Source organism: Priestia sp. YIM B13486 (assembly GCF_042787865.1).
Lineage (GTDB): Bacteria > Bacillota > Bacilli > Bacillales > Bacillaceae_H > Priestia > Priestia megaterium.
On record NZ_JBHZOZ010000009.1, the window covers coordinates 23702 to 42734 of the forward strand.

General features: G+C 38.5%; 22 protein-coding genes and 1 riboswitch. Of the genes, 8 read left to right on the forward strand and 14 right to left on the reverse strand.

Annotated features, from left to right (window positions below; translation table 11 throughout):
- Positions 1 to 36: 36 nt before the first annotated feature.
- Positions 37 to 606, reverse strand: a complete 570-nt coding sequence (locus tag ACFX4G_RS20575; protein WP_377576523.1) for an MEDS domain-containing protein — start codon at positions 604 to 606, stop codon at positions 37 to 39.
- Between the two features lie 425 nt (positions 607 to 1031).
- Complete coding sequence (locus ACFX4G_RS20580; protein WP_377576526.1) at positions 1032 to 1613, reverse strand: manganese efflux pump; 582 nt, start codon at positions 1611 to 1613, stop codon at positions 1032 to 1034.
- A 119-nt stretch (positions 1614 to 1732) separates the two neighbouring features.
- Between ACFX4G_RS20580 and ACFX4G_RS20585 the strand changes: the two genes are divergently transcribed.
- Positions 1733 to 2374, forward strand: a complete 642-nt coding sequence (locus ACFX4G_RS20585; RefSeq protein WP_097823116.1) for a DUF1232 domain-containing protein — start codon at positions 1733 to 1735, stop codon at positions 2372 to 2374.
- Between the two features lie 47 nt (positions 2375 to 2421).
- On the opposite strand, the gene ACFX4G_RS20590 is transcribed toward ACFX4G_RS20585, so the two are convergent.
- The gene (locus ACFX4G_RS20590) at positions 2422 to 2685 is read right to left on the reverse strand and encodes a DUF3973 domain-containing protein (RefSeq protein ID WP_097823117.1); all 264 of its coding nucleotides are present in this window, start codon (positions 2683 to 2685) and stop codon (positions 2422 to 2424) included.
- An 804-nt stretch (positions 2686 to 3489) separates the two neighbouring features.
- Positions 3490 to 3762, reverse strand: coding sequence for a WGxxGxxG family protein (locus ACFX4G_RS20595; RefSeq protein WP_028409822.1), 273 nt, complete (start codon positions 3760 to 3762; stop codon positions 3490 to 3492).
- A 702-nt stretch (positions 3763 to 4464) separates the two neighbouring features.
- Here ACFX4G_RS20595 and ACFX4G_RS20600 point away from each other — a divergent pair.
- Positions 4465 to 4584, forward strand: coding sequence for a YvrJ family protein (locus ACFX4G_RS20600; RefSeq protein ID WP_306472928.1), 120 nt, complete (start codon positions 4465 to 4467; stop codon positions 4582 to 4584).
- Positions 4585 to 4596: 12 nt separating this feature from the next.
- Here ACFX4G_RS20600 and ACFX4G_RS20605 read toward each other — a convergent pair whose 3' ends face one another.
- A complete protein-coding gene (locus ACFX4G_RS20605; protein WP_377576530.1) occupies positions 4597 to 5862 on the reverse strand; it encodes a molybdopterin molybdotransferase MoeA in 1266 nt (421 codons plus the stop codon).
- A gap of 114 nt (positions 5863 to 5976) precedes the next feature.
- On the opposite strand from ACFX4G_RS20605, the gene moaC reads away from it, so the two are divergent.
- A complete protein-coding gene (gene moaC, locus ACFX4G_RS20610) occupies positions 5977 to 6465 on the forward strand; it encodes a cyclic pyranopterin monophosphate synthase MoaC (RefSeq protein ID WP_377576533.1) in 489 nt (162 codons plus the stop codon).
- Positions 6466 to 6477: 12 nt separating this feature from the next.
- Positions 6478 to 6990, forward strand: coding sequence for a MogA/MoaB family molybdenum cofactor biosynthesis protein (locus tag ACFX4G_RS20615; protein WP_043978592.1), 513 nt, complete (start codon positions 6478 to 6480; stop codon positions 6988 to 6990).
- A 33-nt stretch (positions 6991 to 7023) separates the two neighbouring features.
- Here the strand turns inward: ACFX4G_RS20615 and ACFX4G_RS20620 are convergent, their stop codons facing one another.
- From ACFX4G_RS20620 to ACFX4G_RS20630, 3 genes are all read right to left on the reverse strand, one after another.
- Positions 7024 to 7686 carry a sulfite oxidase-like oxidoreductase gene (locus ACFX4G_RS20620; RefSeq protein WP_377576704.1) on the reverse strand — a complete coding sequence of 221 codons (663 nt, stop codon included), beginning with the start codon at positions 7684 to 7686 and terminating at the stop codon, positions 7024 to 7026.
- Positions 7687 to 7760: 74 nt separating this feature from the next.
- Positions 7761 to 7867: riboswitch (SAM riboswitch) on the reverse strand.
- A gap of 144 nt (positions 7868 to 8011) precedes the next feature.
- Complete coding sequence (locus ACFX4G_RS20625) at positions 8012 to 8380, reverse strand: hypothetical protein (protein ID WP_377576536.1); 369 nt, start codon at positions 8378 to 8380, stop codon at positions 8012 to 8014.
- Positions 8381 to 8393: 13 nt separating this feature from the next.
- Entirely contained in the window at positions 8394 to 10004 is a 1611-nt protein-coding gene (locus ACFX4G_RS20630; RefSeq protein ID WP_377576539.1) for a putative polysaccharide biosynthesis protein, read from the reverse strand.
- Positions 10005 to 10335: 331 nt separating this feature from the next.
- On the opposite strand from ACFX4G_RS20630, the gene ACFX4G_RS20635 reads away from it, so the two are divergent.
- Positions 10336 to 10920 carry a YjgB family protein gene (locus ACFX4G_RS20635; RefSeq protein WP_377576542.1) on the forward strand — a complete coding sequence of 195 codons (585 nt, stop codon included), beginning with the start codon at positions 10336 to 10338 and terminating at the stop codon, positions 10918 to 10920.
- A gap of 27 nt (positions 10921 to 10947) precedes the next feature.
- On the opposite strand, the gene ACFX4G_RS20640 is transcribed toward ACFX4G_RS20635, so the two are convergent.
- Positions 10948 to 11790 (reverse strand): GNAT family N-acetyltransferase, encoded by an 843-nt coding sequence (locus tag ACFX4G_RS20640; RefSeq protein WP_377576545.1) that lies wholly within the window; start codon positions 11788 to 11790, stop codon positions 10948 to 10950.
- Positions 11791 to 11892: 102 nt separating this feature from the next.
- Complete coding sequence (locus ACFX4G_RS20645; RefSeq protein ID WP_097823126.1) at positions 11893 to 13020, reverse strand: 2-methylaconitate cis-trans isomerase PrpF family protein; 1128 nt, start codon at positions 13018 to 13020, stop codon at positions 11893 to 11895.
- Positions 13021 to 13204: 184 nt separating this feature from the next.
- Between ACFX4G_RS20645 and ACFX4G_RS20650 the strand changes: the two genes are divergently transcribed.
- The 3 genes from ACFX4G_RS20650 to ACFX4G_RS20660 all read left to right on the forward strand — a co-directional run bounded on the left by ACFX4G_RS20650 (position 13205) and on the right by ACFX4G_RS20660 (position 15907).
- Entirely contained in the window at positions 13205 to 14065 is an 861-nt protein-coding gene (locus ACFX4G_RS20650; RefSeq protein ID WP_025750019.1) for a LysR family transcriptional regulator, read from the forward strand.
- A 296-nt stretch (positions 14066 to 14361) separates the two neighbouring features.
- Positions 14362 to 15678 carry a CitMHS family transporter gene (locus ACFX4G_RS20655; protein ID WP_013084478.1) on the forward strand — a complete coding sequence of 439 codons (1317 nt, stop codon included), beginning with the start codon at positions 14362 to 14364 and terminating at the stop codon, positions 15676 to 15678.
- Between the two features lie 67 nt (positions 15679 to 15745).
- Complete coding sequence (locus ACFX4G_RS20660; protein WP_165575905.1) at positions 15746 to 15907, forward strand: hypothetical protein; 162 nt, start codon at positions 15746 to 15748, stop codon at positions 15905 to 15907.
- Between the two features lie 106 nt (positions 15908 to 16013).
- On the opposite strand, the gene ACFX4G_RS20665 is transcribed toward ACFX4G_RS20660, so the two are convergent.
- From ACFX4G_RS20665 to clpP, 4 genes are all read right to left on the reverse strand, one after another.
- Positions 16014 to 16697, reverse strand: a complete 684-nt coding sequence (locus ACFX4G_RS20665; RefSeq protein WP_377576548.1) for a hypothetical protein — start codon at positions 16695 to 16697, stop codon at positions 16014 to 16016.
- Positions 16698 to 16839: 142 nt separating this feature from the next.
- Positions 16840 to 17292, reverse strand: coding sequence for a hypothetical protein (locus ACFX4G_RS20670; protein WP_230184425.1), 453 nt, complete (start codon positions 17290 to 17292; stop codon positions 16840 to 16842).
- A gap of 361 nt (positions 17293 to 17653) precedes the next feature.
- Positions 17654 to 18298 (reverse strand): Bax inhibitor-1/YccA family protein, encoded by a 645-nt coding sequence (locus ACFX4G_RS20675; protein WP_013058492.1) that lies wholly within the window; start codon positions 18296 to 18298, stop codon positions 17654 to 17656.
- A gap of 144 nt (positions 18299 to 18442) precedes the next feature.
- A complete protein-coding gene (gene clpP / locus ACFX4G_RS20680; protein ID WP_060747225.1) occupies positions 18443 to 19024 on the reverse strand; it encodes an ATP-dependent Clp endopeptidase proteolytic subunit ClpP in 582 nt (193 codons plus the stop codon).
- Between the last annotated feature and the right edge of the window lie 9 nt (positions 19025 to 19033).

Sequence of the window (19033 nt, forward strand, 5' to 3'; positions counted from 1 at the left end):
TTGCTTTTAAAAAATAATGTCCAAGGCCATTATTACTTACACTGCATCTGTCATTACATATAAATTAGACGGAGTAATTTCATTTTCTAAAATTAAGTATGGATGGCACTTCATTAAAGCCAGTTTAAGAACTTCTGGTACTCTCTCTTCATCATACGCGCATACTAAATATAATCCGCCGTTATTCACCAATTTGTCTGCTTCATTTTCAAACTCTTCTAAAATAGGTATAATCCCTTCTTGCTGTCCCCACTCTACATGAGCCCATATTTGAAAAGACGTATTGTTTTTATAGAAAGGCTCTAAATGTTTAGAAAGATGTTCAAAAATTATGGCAGGCTGAAAACTTCCACTTGAACAGTAATAATCAAAATTATTAATGGTATGTATATATGTTAATTGATCTTGAGTTAAAATCCCCTCTAATCTTTTGAAAATCAGCGGGATTAGTCTTTCGCTTTCTATAACTAAAGTATGTCTCTCCTCTTCAACCCCCGAAACAATATAAGACACAAGATTGTCTAAGTAACTTCTCATATCGTCAATATTATAGTAAATATGAACGCTTTCATTATTCTGTATCAATTGAGCAAACTGATTTTTCAAGTGTGTACGCTCCCTTATATAAAATCAACCTAAATTTTAAGACTCTTAAACTGGTAAATTGCCTGTTCATTAGAACAATTCTACGCTTTGCATTCTTATCTGTCAAAATTAGATAGTTTCCCCTTTGTTTTAGGGTATACGGCTGTTTTTTAGAATAGTATGCCTATGTGGTAAATGAGATAACGTTTGCGCCAGTTATTTTGGCGCTTTGGCTAAAGAATACTGTACCCTTCTCAAATACAATTAAAACTTAATAAGAAATAATGAAAGAATTAAGTTCATTTATCTCTTTATTCGATAAATTCTCATGTAGCATTGATAGGAGTATTAGCCATTTGTTTTTTACTTTGTATAACTTTTAAAACTAGTTACTACAAAATACAAAGAAAAAACGCCACTTGCTTTAGCAAGTGGCGCCTTTTCTTTTAAAATATTTGAGTAAAAGCTACAATTAAAATCGTGATCCCACTTATTAACGTTCCAAATTGACTCAATGTAAATTTTCCAATTTGAACATTTGCGGCTTTTTTCCCCACCATTACTCCTAGCCATACGGTTATAAAACTGCCAAAGGCTGATGTAAGCGAAATAGCTAAAGGCGATAAACCAAGCAAGCCTGCTCCCAGACCGGTTGTAAGTGCATTTGCTGAAAGTGCAACACCTAGGACACTGCTTTCGATCCAACCAATATATCGTACGTTTTCTTGACCACTACTATCTAATTCATCACTTCCGTTATTTCTTTGGGATCCAACTAATAAAATAATGCGAATCCCGATTAGCGTTAATAATACGACGGCTACAATAACATGGAACACCCCTGGCAAGATGGTTGAAATCCACCTGCCAAACATAATCCCCACCATGCTAAAGAGGAAACAAATAGCCGCTATCAGTAAATTAGAAAGCCATTTTATTCTTACCTTTCGAACTCCGTATGATATTCCCACACCGAAGTTATCTATACTCGATGATAGTGCAAAACCTAATATGAATAACCATTCCATTTTGTACTCTCCTTTTATTGATAATGTTGAGGAGATTTGCTTCCTTGTTGCATATATTGTTGATAAACCTTCAATAAAATGATTACTGCGCGTTGAAAAATATAAAGAGGTGAACCGCTATGTCTAACATCCAAAATGATCAAAGCCTTGGTTTGTTATTAAGGTCTTTATTAAAGGAAAATGCTTTATCTATGCGGAAACTTAGCTCACTTACGGGGATTGATACGGCAACTATCTCACGGATTATAAATGGAAAACAGCAAGCAAATCTACACCATTTAAAACAATTTGCGCACTATTTAAATACTCCTCTTGAAGCATTAATTGACCCTGCTGGAGCTGCTTCAAACAATACAGAAAATGAATTAGAAACAGGCATTCATTACTCCATTGATAAAATTCAAGAAATACTTAAATCTTTTAATATAGTAGATACAAACTTTACGATTGAACGTGTCGAACAAGAACTAACAAAATATAAGCAATATGCACAGACAGACGAAGGACACAGCATGATTTGTAATAACTTTCAAACCAAAATAGAGCAAGTCGGCAGCGTCGGAACCTTTATTGATCAATTAAAGCAAATGTACCTTGAATATTGTGATGAAAAAACATCAGCTTCCAAGCGCTCAATATTGGGAAGTGCGCTACTGTATTTTATTTTGCCTACCGATATTATCCCAGACTATGTCTTTCCAATCGGCTATTTAGACGATGCAATAGCTGTACAACTGGTAATGAATCAACTTACGGAATAACAATGGATTTCTATTAAGTGAAATGAACGCGGCATACCGTTCTCTATTTATTGTGAAAATGGAACTTTTTCTTGATCATGACGATGAGCAGGTACATATTCTATTGCTTTTTTTAATTTAAATACTTTCTTTGGCGCAATCTTTTTAATCACTTTTTCTTTTTTGCATAGCTCATGGTTACACCTATGTGCACACATACCTAAAGGGATTTTCTCTCCGAAAAATGGATCTATATAAAATCCATTTTCAAACAGCTTACTCTTAATAACATTTTCATTTTGCAATCTGCAGCAAGTAACGCAATAGTACATTCGTTTTCCACTCTCTTTCTTATATTTGATTTTGAAACATCTTATGAGAACTCATCAACACAAGTGCTTGTTCCTATATTAAAATTTGAAGAAATCTCAACAGGCATTGAAGCATACTCAACACACGTCCCTTACAAACATATAGTTTAATCATGACAGCATGAAGAGTTTCATACTTTGAGGAGGGAGAATGATGAAAGCAAGAGGTGTTGTGAACGCTGTAATGGGGATTTGGCTCGTTATTGCCCCTTAGATGCTTGGGTTTTCATACGATGCAGGAGTTACTTCAGCGAGCATTGTATTTGGGACCCTTCAAGTGATCATGTCTTTTTGGGGAACTAACAAACTAGAGTGGCAGTCACAACAAAACTGGACTTCGCTTATTACTGGATTATGATTTGTTCTTTTTCCCTTTATTTATTCATTAACAGATGGAGCGCTTTAGTCTAGCATTATACTTTAATTAATGATCATACTATTTAGCTTATGGAGCTTGAACTCTAAATCAAAACTAAACACTGTTAGTTAAAGAACGAATAATATTCCACTTTTTGCTTAAACTACTCAAGATACCGCAATGTATCGACTATGTGAGAATAATTCTCCTAGCAGAAAAGCTCCCTACGGAAATACATAGGGAGTTTTTTCTGCTTTTTATGTAAAGCCCACACGGATTCAGTAAACATAATGTACTTTGTAGGAGATAACAAAGGTGCCCCTGATTGCTAGAAGACACCTTTGTGGACTCTAGAGAAAGCTAATCTTTGATAACCTTTATTTATCTCTACTCATGCAAAATAGATATTAACGAACTTTTTCTTCACGATCATCTCTTCTTTTAAGACCAAAAAGACCAACTAGTCCTAATAATCCAAGTAGTTCCCAAGGTGAATCATTGTCATCATCCACATCAGTTGCTGTAGTGACATTTCGAGTATTTACGTCATCGTTATAAGTATTTACGTTATCATTATAATTCGCTCTATCTACGTTATTGTTTTCAGCATTAACCGGCAAGATGAAAGTCATCATAGCTAAAGCTAACGTACATAATAAAACAGACCACTTTTTTCGCATACTTTCTCCTCCTTTCCTTTTGTTAATAGATAAAGTTCCCAACGTTATTGGTTACTATTCGCTAAGTAGATTTATTGTTTGAAACTGCTCATTAATACCTACCTTAAAGAAGCCAAATTAATATGAATATATTTATAATTTATTAAGCAAATTAACTAAAATGCAATGAAGCATCACTCATGAAATCTAATTACATCATAGAAAAAACTTCCTTTTTTCTAACTCTAAGGTAGTTTTTTCATTTCTGGCCCTTAAATATTATATAAATAACTATTTTACATAACCGCTTCTTCCAGAACAAATCAAAAAAAGAACCCTAATGAGAGTAAGGGTTCTAGATGGTTCACTTTTATAGAATATGCAGTTTTTATACAATTCTTATTTATAGGCTATGATCAATAGGGATAGAGAAGGCTGCATAAAAGCCTGCCGTTTATACCTATGTTAAAGCAAATCAAAAGTAGTATTTACATTTAAAAACATGTTAAAATCTAGTAGTCATTTATGCTGAGATACGTATAAATGAACCCTTAAAAAAAAGCAGCCTCGCTTGCCAATGCCGAGGCTGCTTTTCCTTATTTTTCAAGGACTTTTGTCTTAAAAATGGGCATATCACCCGCGAACAAATACTTAGAAATCACATATTATAATATATCTTCTAAGTGAAGGAGGTATGCTATTATAGAAAACTTAGTTAGCTATATTAAAGATTTAGGCTTTCCAATTGCCCTATCTTTTTACTTACTTGTTCGCATTGAAAGCAAATTAGATAGAATTACAGAACTGCTTCAAGTTCTTATTGAAAAAAAGGACAAGCAATAAGCAGAATGCTATTTATACCCAAAGCGAACTCGTTCCTTCGTTTTCAAGATGCAGCACGTTCACTTCTGTTCCTTTGTCATATCCATGCTCTCCACCTGGAAGAACAATCAGCGCGTTTGCTGCAGCTAATGATGAAATAGCCCCTGACTTGTCCATGCCAACAGGCGTCACAACAAGCTTTCCGCCTTCGTCTGAAATCTCTCCTCGCACCATTCGCGTAAAAGCATTAGGTTCTTTGAAACGGCCGTTTAATACCGCTTTTGTTTTATGTAAATGAGGCGCTGGTGAATACAAAAAGCTGCGAACAATCGGACGCACAAACAGTTCAAACCCCACATAGCAAGCAGATGGATTTCCTGATAGTCCAAACAGCAGCTGTCCGTTTCGTTCTGCGACTGTTGTGACGCTTCCTGGGCGCATCGCAATTTTGTTAAACAGCACATTCGCACCAAGCTTTTCATAAATAGCCGGCAAATAATCATAGTCGCCAACGGATACCCCGCCGGTTGTTAGTAGAATGTCCACTTCTTCAAGCGCTTTTTCTACCGCTTCATAGCAGCGGTCAAAATCATCTTCAAGCTTTCCTAAGTATTTCGGAATTCCCCCGCTTCTTACAATTTGCGCAAGTGCCATATAGGAGTTGCTGTTGCGAATTTTTCCTGGTTCTAACGGCTCGTTCACATCAAGCAGTTCGCTTCCTGTTGTTAACACGCCAACCACCGGTTGCTTCACCACGGCTACATCCGCATAGCCAAACGTAGCTAAAAAAGCCGTGACGCCCGGATTGATTCGCGCCCCTTTGGAAACAAGCACCTCTCCTTTTTTTGTTTCTTCTCCTTTTAATGCAATGTGTTCCCACTTTGAAGCAGGCCGGCTTAACGCCATATACATTTTGCCTTCTTTTTCATACGACTTCGTTACTTCAAGCATCACAACCGCATCACACGAATGAGGGACCTGCGCTCCTGTCATAATACGCACCGCTTGAAACGGCTTTACTTCTTCTTCAAAGACAAAGCCTGCACCGATTTCACCTACAACTTCGAACTCCATAGGATGTTCACTTGAGACTTCTAGGCAGTCTTGCGCTCGAACCGCAAAGCCGTCATAAAGCGATTTATTAAAATGAGGAACGTTTTGATCGGCGATAATATCTTCTCCTAAATAGCGTCCGTAGCTTTCGGTGATCGATACGCGTTCGATGCTTCCTTTTCTTTTATAAGTCATGACTTTTTCAATTGCTTCAGGAATTGAAATAGGTGTTCTGCTTTCTAACATACATTCTTCACTTCCTTTATGTCTGTTCACTTTTTACGCTATGGTGTAAAATCATAGCATATCTCACTATTTCTATCATACAACAAAATTTACTGAAAAAGGATGAAAACACCGATGTCTTCTTTTACACATTTTAATGACCAGGGCCGTGCCAATATGGTCGATATTAGCGAAAAATCTATCACGCGCCGCGTCGCAACAGCTCGTTCAAGCATACTTGTTAACAAAGAAATTCACGAAGCCATTGTAGAACATAAAATTGGAAAAGGCGACGTCCTTGCTGTCGCACAAGTAGCGGGAATCATGGCAGCAAAACGCACGTCTGACATTATTCCGATGTGTCACCCTCTTTTATTAAAAGGCGTAAACCTTTCATTTGACTGGGATACAAGCAATGATCAGTACCGTTTATTAATAGAAGCAACTGTTAAAACGGAAGGCTCAACGGGCGTTGAAATGGAAGCTTTAACTGCCGCTTCTGCCTGCGCTCTAACCGTTTATGATATGTGTAAAGCCATTGATAAAGGCATGATTCTCGGCGAAACGTATCTGCTTGAAAAATCTGGCGGCAAAAACGGTGACTACAAGCGTACGGAAGCGTAAAGGAGGTACATAATGAGCGTACATGAACATAAATCCAAAGCAACACAGCCCGTTCGCTGCAAAGTCATTACGGTATCAGATACACGCACAAAAGAAACCGATAAAAGCGGCGCGCTAATGATCCAACTTCTGAAAGAACACGACATGCAGGTCGCTTCCTATGAAATTGTAAAAGACGACCAAACGTCGATTCAACAAGCGATACTTGCCGGATGCAGTGCTGAGGACATTGACGTTGTTCTCACAAACGGCGGGACTGGCATTACAAAACGAGACGTCACAATTGAAGCCGTTCAAGCGCTGATTCATAAAGAAATCGTTGGGTTTGGCGAGCTGTTTCGCATGCTGAGCTACACCGAAGACATTGGCAGCGCAGCAATTATGAGCCGGGCAATTGCCGGGACGATTAACGAAAAAGCCGTTTTTTCTACACCAGGATCAAGCGGTGCTGTTCGTCTAGCTATGACCAAGCTGATTTTGCCTGAACTTCGCCACGTTGTGTGGGAATTAAACCGGCAGCGCTGACAAAATGCCTATGCACACGCATAGGCATTTTCATTAATCATAGTCTTTATGTACCCACTCATCTTCTGGAATGCCTAAATCTTCTCCGGAAAAACGCTCTTCTTTAAACGGATCTCCTCTAAGATGAAAGCCGTTTTGCTCCCAAAAGCCAGGATGATTTTCATCAATAGCTTCAAAGCCTCGAAGCCATTTAACACTTTTCCAAAAGTACAAATGCGGAACAACCAATCGCAGCGGATATCCGTGCTTAGCTGTAAGCGGCTCTCCGTTAAAGGAATGAGCGAGAAGAATATCGTCTCTCAGTAAATCTTTTACCTCAATGTTTGACGTATAGTCATTATCTCCGTGCAGCATGATGTATTTACTTTTCAACTCCAAGCCAACTGCTTTTAAAAAGTCTGTAAACAGCACGCCCGTAAATTCATTATCAAGCCTTGTCCATCTGGTTACGCAGTGAATATCACATTTCACCGTTGTTTGCGGCATGTCCAATATATCTTGATACGAAAGCGTCACTTCCTTGTTTACTAATCCAAACACTCGAAGCGTCCACTCCTCTAAGTTATACTCCGGCACGTCGCCTTCATGTAAAATCGGAAAGCGCTCTGTCACTACTTGCCCCGGAGGCACTCTTCCTTCATACTTTGAATCAATTTCTGGTGTTTTCATTCGTTTAATACGGTCTGCTTTGTTCAAATTATCACCTCGTTGTTTTTGCACATAAAAAGCCCTTCCTTAAATAAATAAGGAAGAGCTTTGTTTCAGCTTCTTCCTTATCTCTAAGAGCGATACACTCTTAAGGATTTGGCACCATTCTGTCATAGACAGCGGTTGCCGGGTTTCACAGGGCCAGTCCCTCCACCTCTCTTGATAAGGAAACAAATTGTATTTGTTTTATGTAATAAAGTCAGTATTAAGCTTTTTGTCATAATTGTCAATATTATTTTTCTTTTTCGCAAAAAAACTTTAAAAACAGATAAGGTTATAAGGTTTTAGTCTACTAAAATACCATGTAAAGCCTTTACCCTTCTCCATCAATCATCGTATACTTCCTCGCAAATCGCTTATAGTAAATTTGCTCATCCTCTTGTCCATCGTTAAAAACAAGTCGGTTATGATCAATATCTTTTTCTTTTAACATATAGCCTTTTTCATTCATCATATGAATATATTCATCTAAATGTCCTTTTTTCACCATATAGTGAAGAGCATCATCTGAATCTGTAGTCCTCGCTACATCTTGACTTCCCACTTCTAGCTTGAATACAGCTGTTGCTGTTTGAATCGGACGGTAGTCTCCAAACACTTTTTCCCAATTTAATAGCAGCAGCGCGCCGGAAATTATTATACATCCTCCAGCCGCCAAGGTTAGTACAAATCGTTTTGACACTACTTTCTCTCCTTTACATTCTTTTTCTTCTATTTAATACAATAGATTGTCCTAAACTTGTTTTTACGCCAAGTACTAGATACACGGCTGCACCTACAGTAATTGAAATACAAGACGTGCTCATCGCAAGTGAAGATGCGGACAGCTTATTTTCTAAAAAATAGTGAGAAGCATAATTGCCAATAACCACAGCGGCTGACATTACACTTACTAATAAAACAGGTGTCAACGCAGCTTGTCCCAGTGATTGAACTCGGTAAGAAATGGATTTTTCAATTAAATAAAAGTTATATATAACCGATACACCATACCCTCCGTAAGTCGCGACAACCGGTCCAATTTCTCTTAAGCTTGAAACCAGCAGTACGTTTAATACTATCTTCACAACAATTCCTAAGCCCAAGCCTAAAATTAGCTTCTTTTGCTGATTAATTCCTTGGAGAATTGCGGCTGTTACTGTAAAAAGAGCAAATAAAATGGCAGCAGGCGCGTACCATTGTAAAACAATTCCACCGATTTCAGGACTGTTTTTTTCTCCAAAAATCATCATATATACCGGCTTGCCTAATAAACAAAGCCCCACGGCAGCAGGAAGAGTAAAAAATAACAGCAGCTGCAGCGTTTTTGTAATTTTCCCTTTTACTTCCCGTAAATTTCCTTGCACAAAGGAAGACGTAATGCCCGGAATCAGTGACATGCTGAAGGCAGTCGCTAACGATACTGGCACCATCACCAAAATCTGGGCTAATCCAATAACGGAGTTGATCGTTTCAGCTTTAGCTTGTCCATATCCTATTGATTGAAAGAGCATGTTAATCGTAAACGTATCAATATTTTGATAGATAGGAATAGCTAAACCAACTAATACAAACGGAACGGCGTACGTTACAAGCTCTTTGGACATTGAAGAGAACGAAACGGACTTATTATTCTTTCCGCTGTTCACTTCTTTCATAATCAACCGCTTGCGCTTCAAATAAACCGCTCCAAGAATCCCAATTCCCCCTACGCCTCCAATAAACGCTCCAAACGTGCCGATTCCAACAGCTTTTGTCATTGTGCTATGAAAAAGGTGAATAACAGCGTATGCTCCTGCTAAAATGAACAACACTCGCACTATTTGTTCAATAATCGTACTTAGCGCGGACGGTCCCATAGACTGGTTACCTTGAAAGTAGCCTCGTAATAGACTCATAGGCGGGATAACAATTAAAGCAAAGCTTACCATTTGGATGACATACACTACGTCTTTTTGACTATTTCCCGAGGAATCTTTTCCGTTAATGACTAGTTCAGCGAGCCACGGTGCCATCGTATAGAGGACTAAGAAACCTATTATGCCCGTTATTGTCATTAATAGAAGTCCTGCTTTTAACAAATCTTGTCCCGCACGGTAGTTTCCAAGACCGTTATATTTCGATACATACTTCGAAACAGCAAGCGGAAGACCCATTGTCGACAAGCTTAGCATCAAGGTATATGGACCGTATGCATACTTATAAAGCGCGTAACCTGACGTTCCCACTAAGGCTGTGAAAGGAATAATATAAATAAAGCCTAAAATCTTTGTTAACAAAGAAGACGCTGTTAATAAAAGCGTACCTCTCATCAAATTTTTTTCCATACATCAAAACTCCAGAAATAAATATTGTATTTTTAACAAATACTTGATTTATTGTATCATACTTACAATTATTATCTAGTTTTTTATAAAACATTAGAACCCTCTCTATATTACGTTTTTTACCTAATAAAGGAATATAAACCAATCTTTTCACCTATGATAAATGAATCGTTTTTTGCTTTTTACTTTATCTGACGTTTACATTCTAAAAGACGTGTTACATTATATATATCAGTTACCAACTCAACTAAGACTCCTTGATTATTCTGGCCTACCTGTTCTTTTAGGTAGACTGAAGTTTCTAAATCGTTATTTATAGGAGGAAAAAATCATGAAAATGAAACAACGACTATCAAAAGCAGCGGGGGCTGCAACGATTACAGGAATTGCTGCGTTTGGATTTGCTCCTGTCGCTCAGCTTGATACACCAGCACATGCAGCTACATCTCAAGAAACAAGCAGTCAAAGTCAAACAGCTGTAAAAAACATTAATGAAATTTACAACGCCGCAGTAAAAGGTGAAGTGCCACGCTTAACGGCAGACTTCAAAATTGGCAAAACACTGCGTCAAGACGTTCGCGATCAGTTCGGTCCGCCGCCTGAAGGTTCATCAAACAACTTTGACTACTATCATGCGGAAATGGGTCACCCTGGATACGCATTTGGCTATGACCAAAATAACGTCATTAACGAAATCCGCTATTTTGGTACAAATGTAGAGCGTCAAACAAATCTAGGCTCCATCACCCAAGCTAACTTAAAGAAAGAATTAGGTCAGCCGAACTTTACAGGCAAAGTAAAAGGTGATGGTACTACTCAAACGAAGTACACCTATCACGCCGGCGCCTATGATCTTGAATTCATTTTTGATGATAGCAAAACGTTAAATCACGTTAATTTAGTTAAAAAACCTTAAGTAATAGAAAAAGTAGCAGGCAGCCTGCTACTTTTTTTCATGAAATAAAACCAATGCTGAATCCGCTACGTGTTCATACCCAATCTCCATATAAATCTTGTTAGACGTAGGATTTGTCATGTCTGTGTATAAACTTGTTGTTTGAAATCCTTCGTCTAGCATAAGCTGAGAAAGCGTGGATACACAGCTTGAGGCATAGCCTTTTTTACGTTCTTTTTGAGGCGTGTATACAAAGTTAATCGTAATGTTATAGGCCGTTGGACGCGTAGCATTGGCAATCGACACATACTCACCGTTCACTTCCCATAAAAATAACCGTCCTGCTTTAATAAAAGCTTCTCCTGTTTTGGCAGCTTGTTCTTTTGATACAGGGTCTCCAATGACGCCCATAAACTCCCAAACCCATTCTGTCACGAGCGGAAGATGCTTCAACCTTGCTTTTACCAGCACTCCGTCAGCGTCCGCAGCTTTTTTTACTTTGTCTAACCGATAAATGCGCTGATCCATTTTTAAAGAAGCTTCTTGATTTTTTAAATCTGCTAGCTTTTGAGAAAGATATAAAACCATTTGTCTTTCTCCAACTAAGCCCGGTATGTCGATTTCTTGTAACAGCTCTGCCGCTTCGCTTAGTTCAACCTCCGTTAGCTGCTGTATCTGAGACAGTATGATTTGCTTAGGATGGGTTTGCAGCAACACAAGCGCAGCACGGCTGTCTTTTAAAATAACACCCATAAAATTTGGTTTGCTGTTTTCCTGCAAGCTGTGTAAAATGCCAAGCGCTAAGTTATGAAGAATTTCATTTTTCGCTAAAAGCGGTTCTACATGGTTTTTAAACTCCTGCACTTCTCTATATTTACATAGCTCAATCATTTTCTTTGCACCTCCATCTGATTTTCCATTTTTCAGTAAAAATATTCTAACATAAAAAAGCTCTTCCTAGTTTCCTAGAAAGAGGTTTTTTAGAGAACGTTATTAACTTGATAAACATACATCGTACGTATGCTTCGTATAAACAAATCCTTCAAAAATAAGACGGGCTGTACGCACTACTTTGATTCCGTTAACCTGTCCATCTTTTAGATCCACACTGGTTTCCATAATTCCCATTGGATGAGCAAGTCGAACGGTATCATCTTTTAATTGAACCATTTCTGACGGAAGCGTGCCTTTTGTATAGATAGCCGCCGTTGTACAAATTGCTCCTGTAATCGCAAGCGTTTGATGCGGTTTTTGCATCGACATCATGCGGATTAATACGTCCATTTGAGAAGCAGCTTTTTCTCTGCCAGTCCCGTCCCGATGGTCCATAGGAGGAGAAATAATCGTCATTTTTGGAACCGCTGGTGATAGTTTAGTTGCTTTGTCTTGAGGTGCGAGCCCCGCTTTTTCCGCTGCAATGGAGCGAATTTCTTCAAATAGCTTCAGCTGTTTGTCCGTGTATTCATGCGGAAGTTCTGCTCCCTTTAGGCCAATATCCGCTGCTTTAACAAATACAAGCGGATTTCCTACATCAACAATTGATGCTTTTATCGTCCCAATGGATGTTTGCAGAAGATCGATAGCGTTCCCGGTCGGAAGCAGTTTTCCAGTAACGGCTCCTTCTCCGTTTTCAAACGAAAGATAAATGGGTGAACCCGTACCCGGCACTCCAGGAATCATACAGGATCCTTCTGTTTTCACTTTTCCGTTTTCTACTTCTACTTCCGCTACGATTACTTTTTTCGTATTCGTATTATAAATCCGCACTTTGGTCACCGGTTCCACAGGTTGTACAAGTCCTTGTTCGATTGCATAAGGTCCGACCGCTGAAGAGATATTGCCGCAGTTTCCTTTAAAATCAACGAGAGATTCGCTGATGCTAACCTGCGCAAACGTGTAATCTACGTCAGCTTTCTCTAGATCTGATTCTTTTATAATCGCGATTTTACTTGTCAGCGAATTAGCTCCGCCGAGTCCGTCAATTTGACGTTGATCCGGACTTCCCATTATATCTAGCAAAAACGGTTCCCAATCCGATTTGTTCACAGGCATTTCTTCATGATTGATAAAAACCCCTTTACTTGTTCCACCTCTCATAACCGTTACAGGAATACGCGTCATATTAATCACCTTTCTCCCCTACTAACAAACGCCGAGGCGTTCATCAAACCATTTTATTTTTTTACTATTTAGAACCGGTTCATTTGCCATTTATCGTATAATAGAGGTGGTCATAAGTAAAATACATAAAATTTATTGTCTTTTTAAAAATTTTTTTATAATCTAAATACAAGGGGGAATCGGGATGGATCAAAAAGATTGGATATTAATTAAAACGCTTCACGAAGAAAAGAACATTACGCGAACGGCTGAAAGGCTCTACGTATCGCAGCCTTCTTTAAGCTACCGCCTTAAAAATCTTGAAGAAGAATTTGGCGTGTCGCTTTTTTTCAAAACGAAAAAAGGAATTGAGTTTACATCTGAAGGTGAGCATCTTGTTCGCTATGCGGAAAATATGTGGAAACAGCTGCAGGAAACAAAAGACAGCATGCGTAATATGAGCGAAACCGTTACGGGAACGCTTCGCTTAGGGGTATCGAGTAACTTTGCACAGCATAAGCTTCCTAAAATTTTAAAGCAGTTCTCTCTTCACTACCCAAATGTACAGTTCAGCGTCAATACGGGCTGGAGTACGCAAGTTATGAATCTATTAGACTCTTCGCGTGTGCACGTTGGTATTTTACGAGGCAATTACCCGTGGAACGGAGAAAAATCACTGCTGACGAAAGAACGACTCTGCTTAATTTCGAAAAAAGAGATTGCGATCGACGACTTGCCGAACCTGCCTTATATTAACTATAAAACCGATACGTCATTAAAAGATCTCATTCAAGACTGGTGGCATGACAAGTTTTCAGAGCCTCCGTTTGTGGCAATGGAAGTTGACCGGCAAGAAACGGCCAAAGAAATGGTCAAAAATGATTTAGGCTTTGCCATTTTACCTGAAATTTGCCTTCACTCCAGCGACAACTTATATACATACGGACTTTCGTACCGAGATGAATCACCTTTGCTTCGAAACACGTGGCTCATGTATGATCCTTCTTACTTGAATCTATCGGTCGTGAAAGCGTTTATTGACTTTTTAAAGCTAAGTGAAAAATAAAGCCAAAGCTAAAAAGTTTGCGTCTTGGAAGAATCTCTCTTTTAGACCAAGCTTTTTTCTAGACTACCATTATAAAAATTTTTTATGAACTTTCTAAAAAAACCTATATTTCCTTTATTTTTAAAAATGTACTAACATGAAAACAAGAAACATCAGCGGGAGTAAAGAGCGGCTTTAAAAATTCTTAATAATCAAACTACGGCTCATACATGGGGATGAGAGATGTTAGTCACGTTTTTTTACTCTAAAAGAAAACGCTTTCAGAGAAAAGAGGGAAAATAAAGGAGGTTGTTTGAATGCTAGCACTACTAGGTTTTACAATGATTATTGTCTTTACGTATCTCATTATGTCAAAAAGGATGTCTCCTATCGTAGCTTTAATGGTCATTCCACTTCTTTTTGCGGTGATTGGAGGGTTTGGCAAAGGCGTCGGAGACATGATGCTAGAAGGTCTAAAACAAGTAGCTCCGTCAGCTGCGATGCTGCTGTTCGCCATCTTATATTTTGGGGTTATGATTGATGCCGGACTGTTTGATCCATTAATTAAGCAGCTGTTAAAAATCGTAAAAGGCGATCCGCTTAAAATCGTCATCGGAACGGCTCTTCTATCGCTTTTAGTTGCACTAGACGGAGACGGTACAACCACTTATATGATTACGGTTTCTGCTCTTCTTCCACTTTATAAACGCCTGAATATGAGTCCGTTAGTGTTAACGACAGTTGCGATGCTTTCTCTTAGTATTATGAGCAGCATGACGCCTTGGGGAGGCCCGGCTACTCGTGCGATTGTTGCCCTTCACCTTGATGCATCAGAGTTCTTTATTCCACTTCTTCCAACGCTAATTGGCGGAGCTTTGTGGGTTGTTTTTACAGGCTATATTCTTGGAAAAAAAGAGCGCAGACGACTTGGTGCTATTGACATCGAGCAGTTTGAATTAAAAAGCTCGCTTGCGTTTGCTGAAGACGCATCTTTAACTTCTCAAGAAGATATTACACAGCCTAAAAAAATCTGGATCAACTTAGCTTTAACCATTGCACTCATGGTCGTATTGGTTTCAGGCATTTGGTCAGTTTCTGTTTTATTTATGATTGGCTTTGCGCTTGCTCTTATGATTAACTATCCAAAACTTGAGGATCAAAAAGAACGTTTAATGGCTCATGCAGGCAACGCACTGACCGTTGCAGCACTTGTTTTTGCAGCCGGTATTTTTACAGGAATACTATCCGGCACTAAAATGGTTGATGAAATGGCAAGCCTGTTAATTCATTTAGTTCCTGATTCACTCGGTTCATTTTTACCGACAATCGTTGCTTTAACAAGCATGCCGTTTACATTCGTGATGAGTAACGACGCTTATTACTTCGGTGTTTTACCAATATTCGCTGAAACAGCTGCTTCTTACGGAATTGATCCGATGGAAATTGCGCGAGCTTCAGTGCTCGGACAACCTGTTCATCTGTTAAGCCCGCTCGTTGCGTCTACTTTCTTACTTGTAGGTATGGTAGGTGTTGATCTTGGTGAACATCAGCGCTTTGCATTTAAATGGGCCATTTTAACGTCTCTTGTTCTAATTGTCCTTGCTATTGTCACAGGTGCACTTACGCTATTTTAATAGGAAGAAAAGCCGCTATGGCTTTTTATTAATAAATTGATAAATGATACGTGGAGGTACTTCTAAAATGTATGTAATTACGTGTTATGTAGGAAAAGGTGAAATGAGAATGTACGAGTTTGATAGCAAAGAAGAAGCCCTTTCTCAGCTCAAAAACCTGAAAGGCTGCACCATTCTTTCAGAAGTTGTTTACTTTAATGATTCATCGGTTATTCCGGTAGCTATTTAATTATGCACCACTCAACCCTATAGGTACAAACTTGATAAGCTTCCTTTCGCTCAAAAGGAAGCTTCTTTTTTTATGTTCTTCTGAGACTTCGGTCCCTTTTCTCTCCTCAACGTTTTGTTACGTCTGGTTCGTTTTGTTTTCTTGCTTCAATCATATTAATAATTTGATTTGTATGTGGAGTTAGCACAGCGCATTTTTGATAGAAAGCTCCGTCTACAACAAGCAGCTCTTCATCCATCCCGCAAAACTTACAGCGCAGCTCTTGTGGTCCTGCGTAAGAAGTGTGATAAACACTATCGTTAAAGATGGTATAAAAAGTATTTCGTTGCTGGGCATCGTAAAAGCTGTATTGCTGGTTAGCGTCATCACGATAGTTAACTCCATAGTTCCGGTCGAATTCTTCTTGAGTAAATCTATCCTGTAAAAGTTCATTTTGTACTAGTTCTCTTAAACAGCACTCTATTTCTTCATAGTTAAATGAACAATTATGTGCGTAAACATTTAGTTCTTCAGTGCAGTTCTCTTTTACCATCACTTCACTGCCGCAAATCTTACAGGGATGTTTGGGACTCTGCTGATCAAAGTAAGAGAACGTTTGGACCTTTTCCACTGCTATTTCATCGCTCACCTTTTTAAACTTAATCATCACATTTTCTGTTTGACTGACGTTTTCGTTATACAACATCACTTCATATTCATCTATATTCTTTCCATTTTCTTTTCGACTCAAATGCTCCATTACTTCATACGAAGAAATAGTAAAAAACTCGTTAAAATTCACCACTAACATGCATCCTTCCAAAAAATTTACGTTCGCTATGTACCTGCTCTATACTACCATTTTTTCAAAGGCTCGCACCACTAAACGAACTTCTTTTAGGTTCGTGCATGTATAACAATTTACTATAGCTCACCAATGTGCAATTAGCTAGCTATTTTACATTCACATCAAATAAATAAGTTGCCTTTCCATGAGGCCATTTCCCAGATACTTCATAAAGATAGTAACCACTCTTTGAAGACACTTCAATACGATTATTTTTTATCGTAACTTTTTCTTTTTGGTTGTTTTGATTCAGTTGATAGACAGTAAGTTTTGGATTGTTTTTTAGTAGAATTTGAACTCTGGTATCTTTCTCTAGCGTAAGGTCATCAAATTCTTTAGCAACCTCTTTTGGTGAGTAAGAATCTGTTTTGGTTATATGCGCACCATCGTCACCGTTCCATTCATATTCTCCTACTCGCATTTCATACTCTTTGTCATTAACCACAATGCTTCCTGACACTGGAACTTGTTCATCATTAGGTGTAGATACATTTACCTTTTCTTGATTGCAACCAGCTAGTAAGAAAAATAATAACGATGTAATAGCTACTTTGTTCATACTTACCCTCCTTTTCAGACTGGATCTTCTCCTCAGCTTGTTTTTCATCATAAATACACAATACCAAAAATAACCATAAGAGAAACCATTAAAAATCATCAGCATTGGCGTTGTTGCCAGCGCATTTTTATTTCGGAAATATCGAAAACAAGTCGTTGAAATATATACAATCAGTGAATTTATTCACGCTAAAAACGGCGCGGTCGCTACAAGCTCCACGTGGTTTGACAAGTTTTTTAAAGAACCTTACGCTACCGGACCAAACTATGAAAAAACAGAGGATGACGTTAGCGAGGATGGAGATGGAGACGGCGGAGAATAAATAAAAGAAAAAACCTGTTGTGACAACAGGTTTTTCTTATTAATCATCGCTTCCTAAAATACCGAAAAAGCGAAGCAAGTTGATGAATAGATTAATAAAATCTAAATACAAAGACAGTGCCAAAATCGGAACAAGCTCTTCCGTGATTTCACCGTGCTTCATTTTGTTAAAATCATACAGCACGTAAAGTGAGAAAACGATGGTACCAATCACTGAGAATGCCATGAGTCCAGGCGTTGTTAATGGACTAAACAACGAGAAAATGCTGATACAGACTAGTGCTAACAGCGCTACTAATAAAAAGCTGCCTAAAAATCCTAAATCTTTTTTCGTTTTTGCGCCAATTACACCCATCACCGTAAAAATAACGAACGTGCTTCCAAACGCATAAAGAACAACTTGTGCTCCCGCTACTGACGCATAGTGGCTAACAATTGGAAAGAGCGTGATGCCTGATATAAATGAAAACGCATATGTAAAACCGTATCCTACGCTTTTTTTCTTTCGTAACATAAATGCCGCAACCAGCATCACAAGCTCAGCAATCGCTAATGGAATAAAATAAGCCGGCGGCACATATTGACCTACGTATAAGCCAACTGTGGAAATAAATAACGAAAAAATAAATGTTACTAATACTTTTTGAAACAGAGACCGCTGCTCTACTCCAATTACTTCTTGCATGTGTAAAACCTTCTTTCTAAAATCTGTTATATTTTATATAATACCTACCTTTTCAAGAAAAATAAAGATAATACTAAGGTCTTTTTTCTTATTTTTATAGAAAGTAAGCATAGACGCTGCCGTCTATGCTTACTTGGTATCTCTTTATTTTGGCAACAGAATACCGTCAATAATTCCGTAAGTCTTTGCTTCTTCAGCACTCATAAAATAATCTCGTTCCGTATCATGTGCCACTTTTTCAACCGGCTGTCCCGTTCGTGTTGATATGATTTCATTAATATGCTGCTTGAGCTTTAAAATTCGGCGAGCGCTAATTTCAATTTCAGTCGCCTGTCCTCTAGCCCCTCCTAGCGGCTGATGAATCATAACTTCACTATTCGGCAATGCATAGCGCTTTCCTTTTGCTCCTGCTAGGAGAAGCAGTGCGCCAAAAGAAGCAGCCATGCCCGTGCAAATCGTTTGAACATCCGGTTCGATATACTGCATCGTATCATAAATCGCAAACCCTGCTGAAGTCGAACCTCCAGGGCTGTTAATGTAAAGTGAAATATCTTTTTTAGGATCATCTGCCGCAAGAAATAAGAGCTGTGCGACCACGCTGTTGGCAATATGATCATTGATTTCATCACCAATTAAAATAATTCGGTCTTTTAACAGCCTCGAATAAATATCATACGAACGTTCACCGCGGTTACTTTGTTCAATTACATATGGAATCGTGCTCATATATATCCT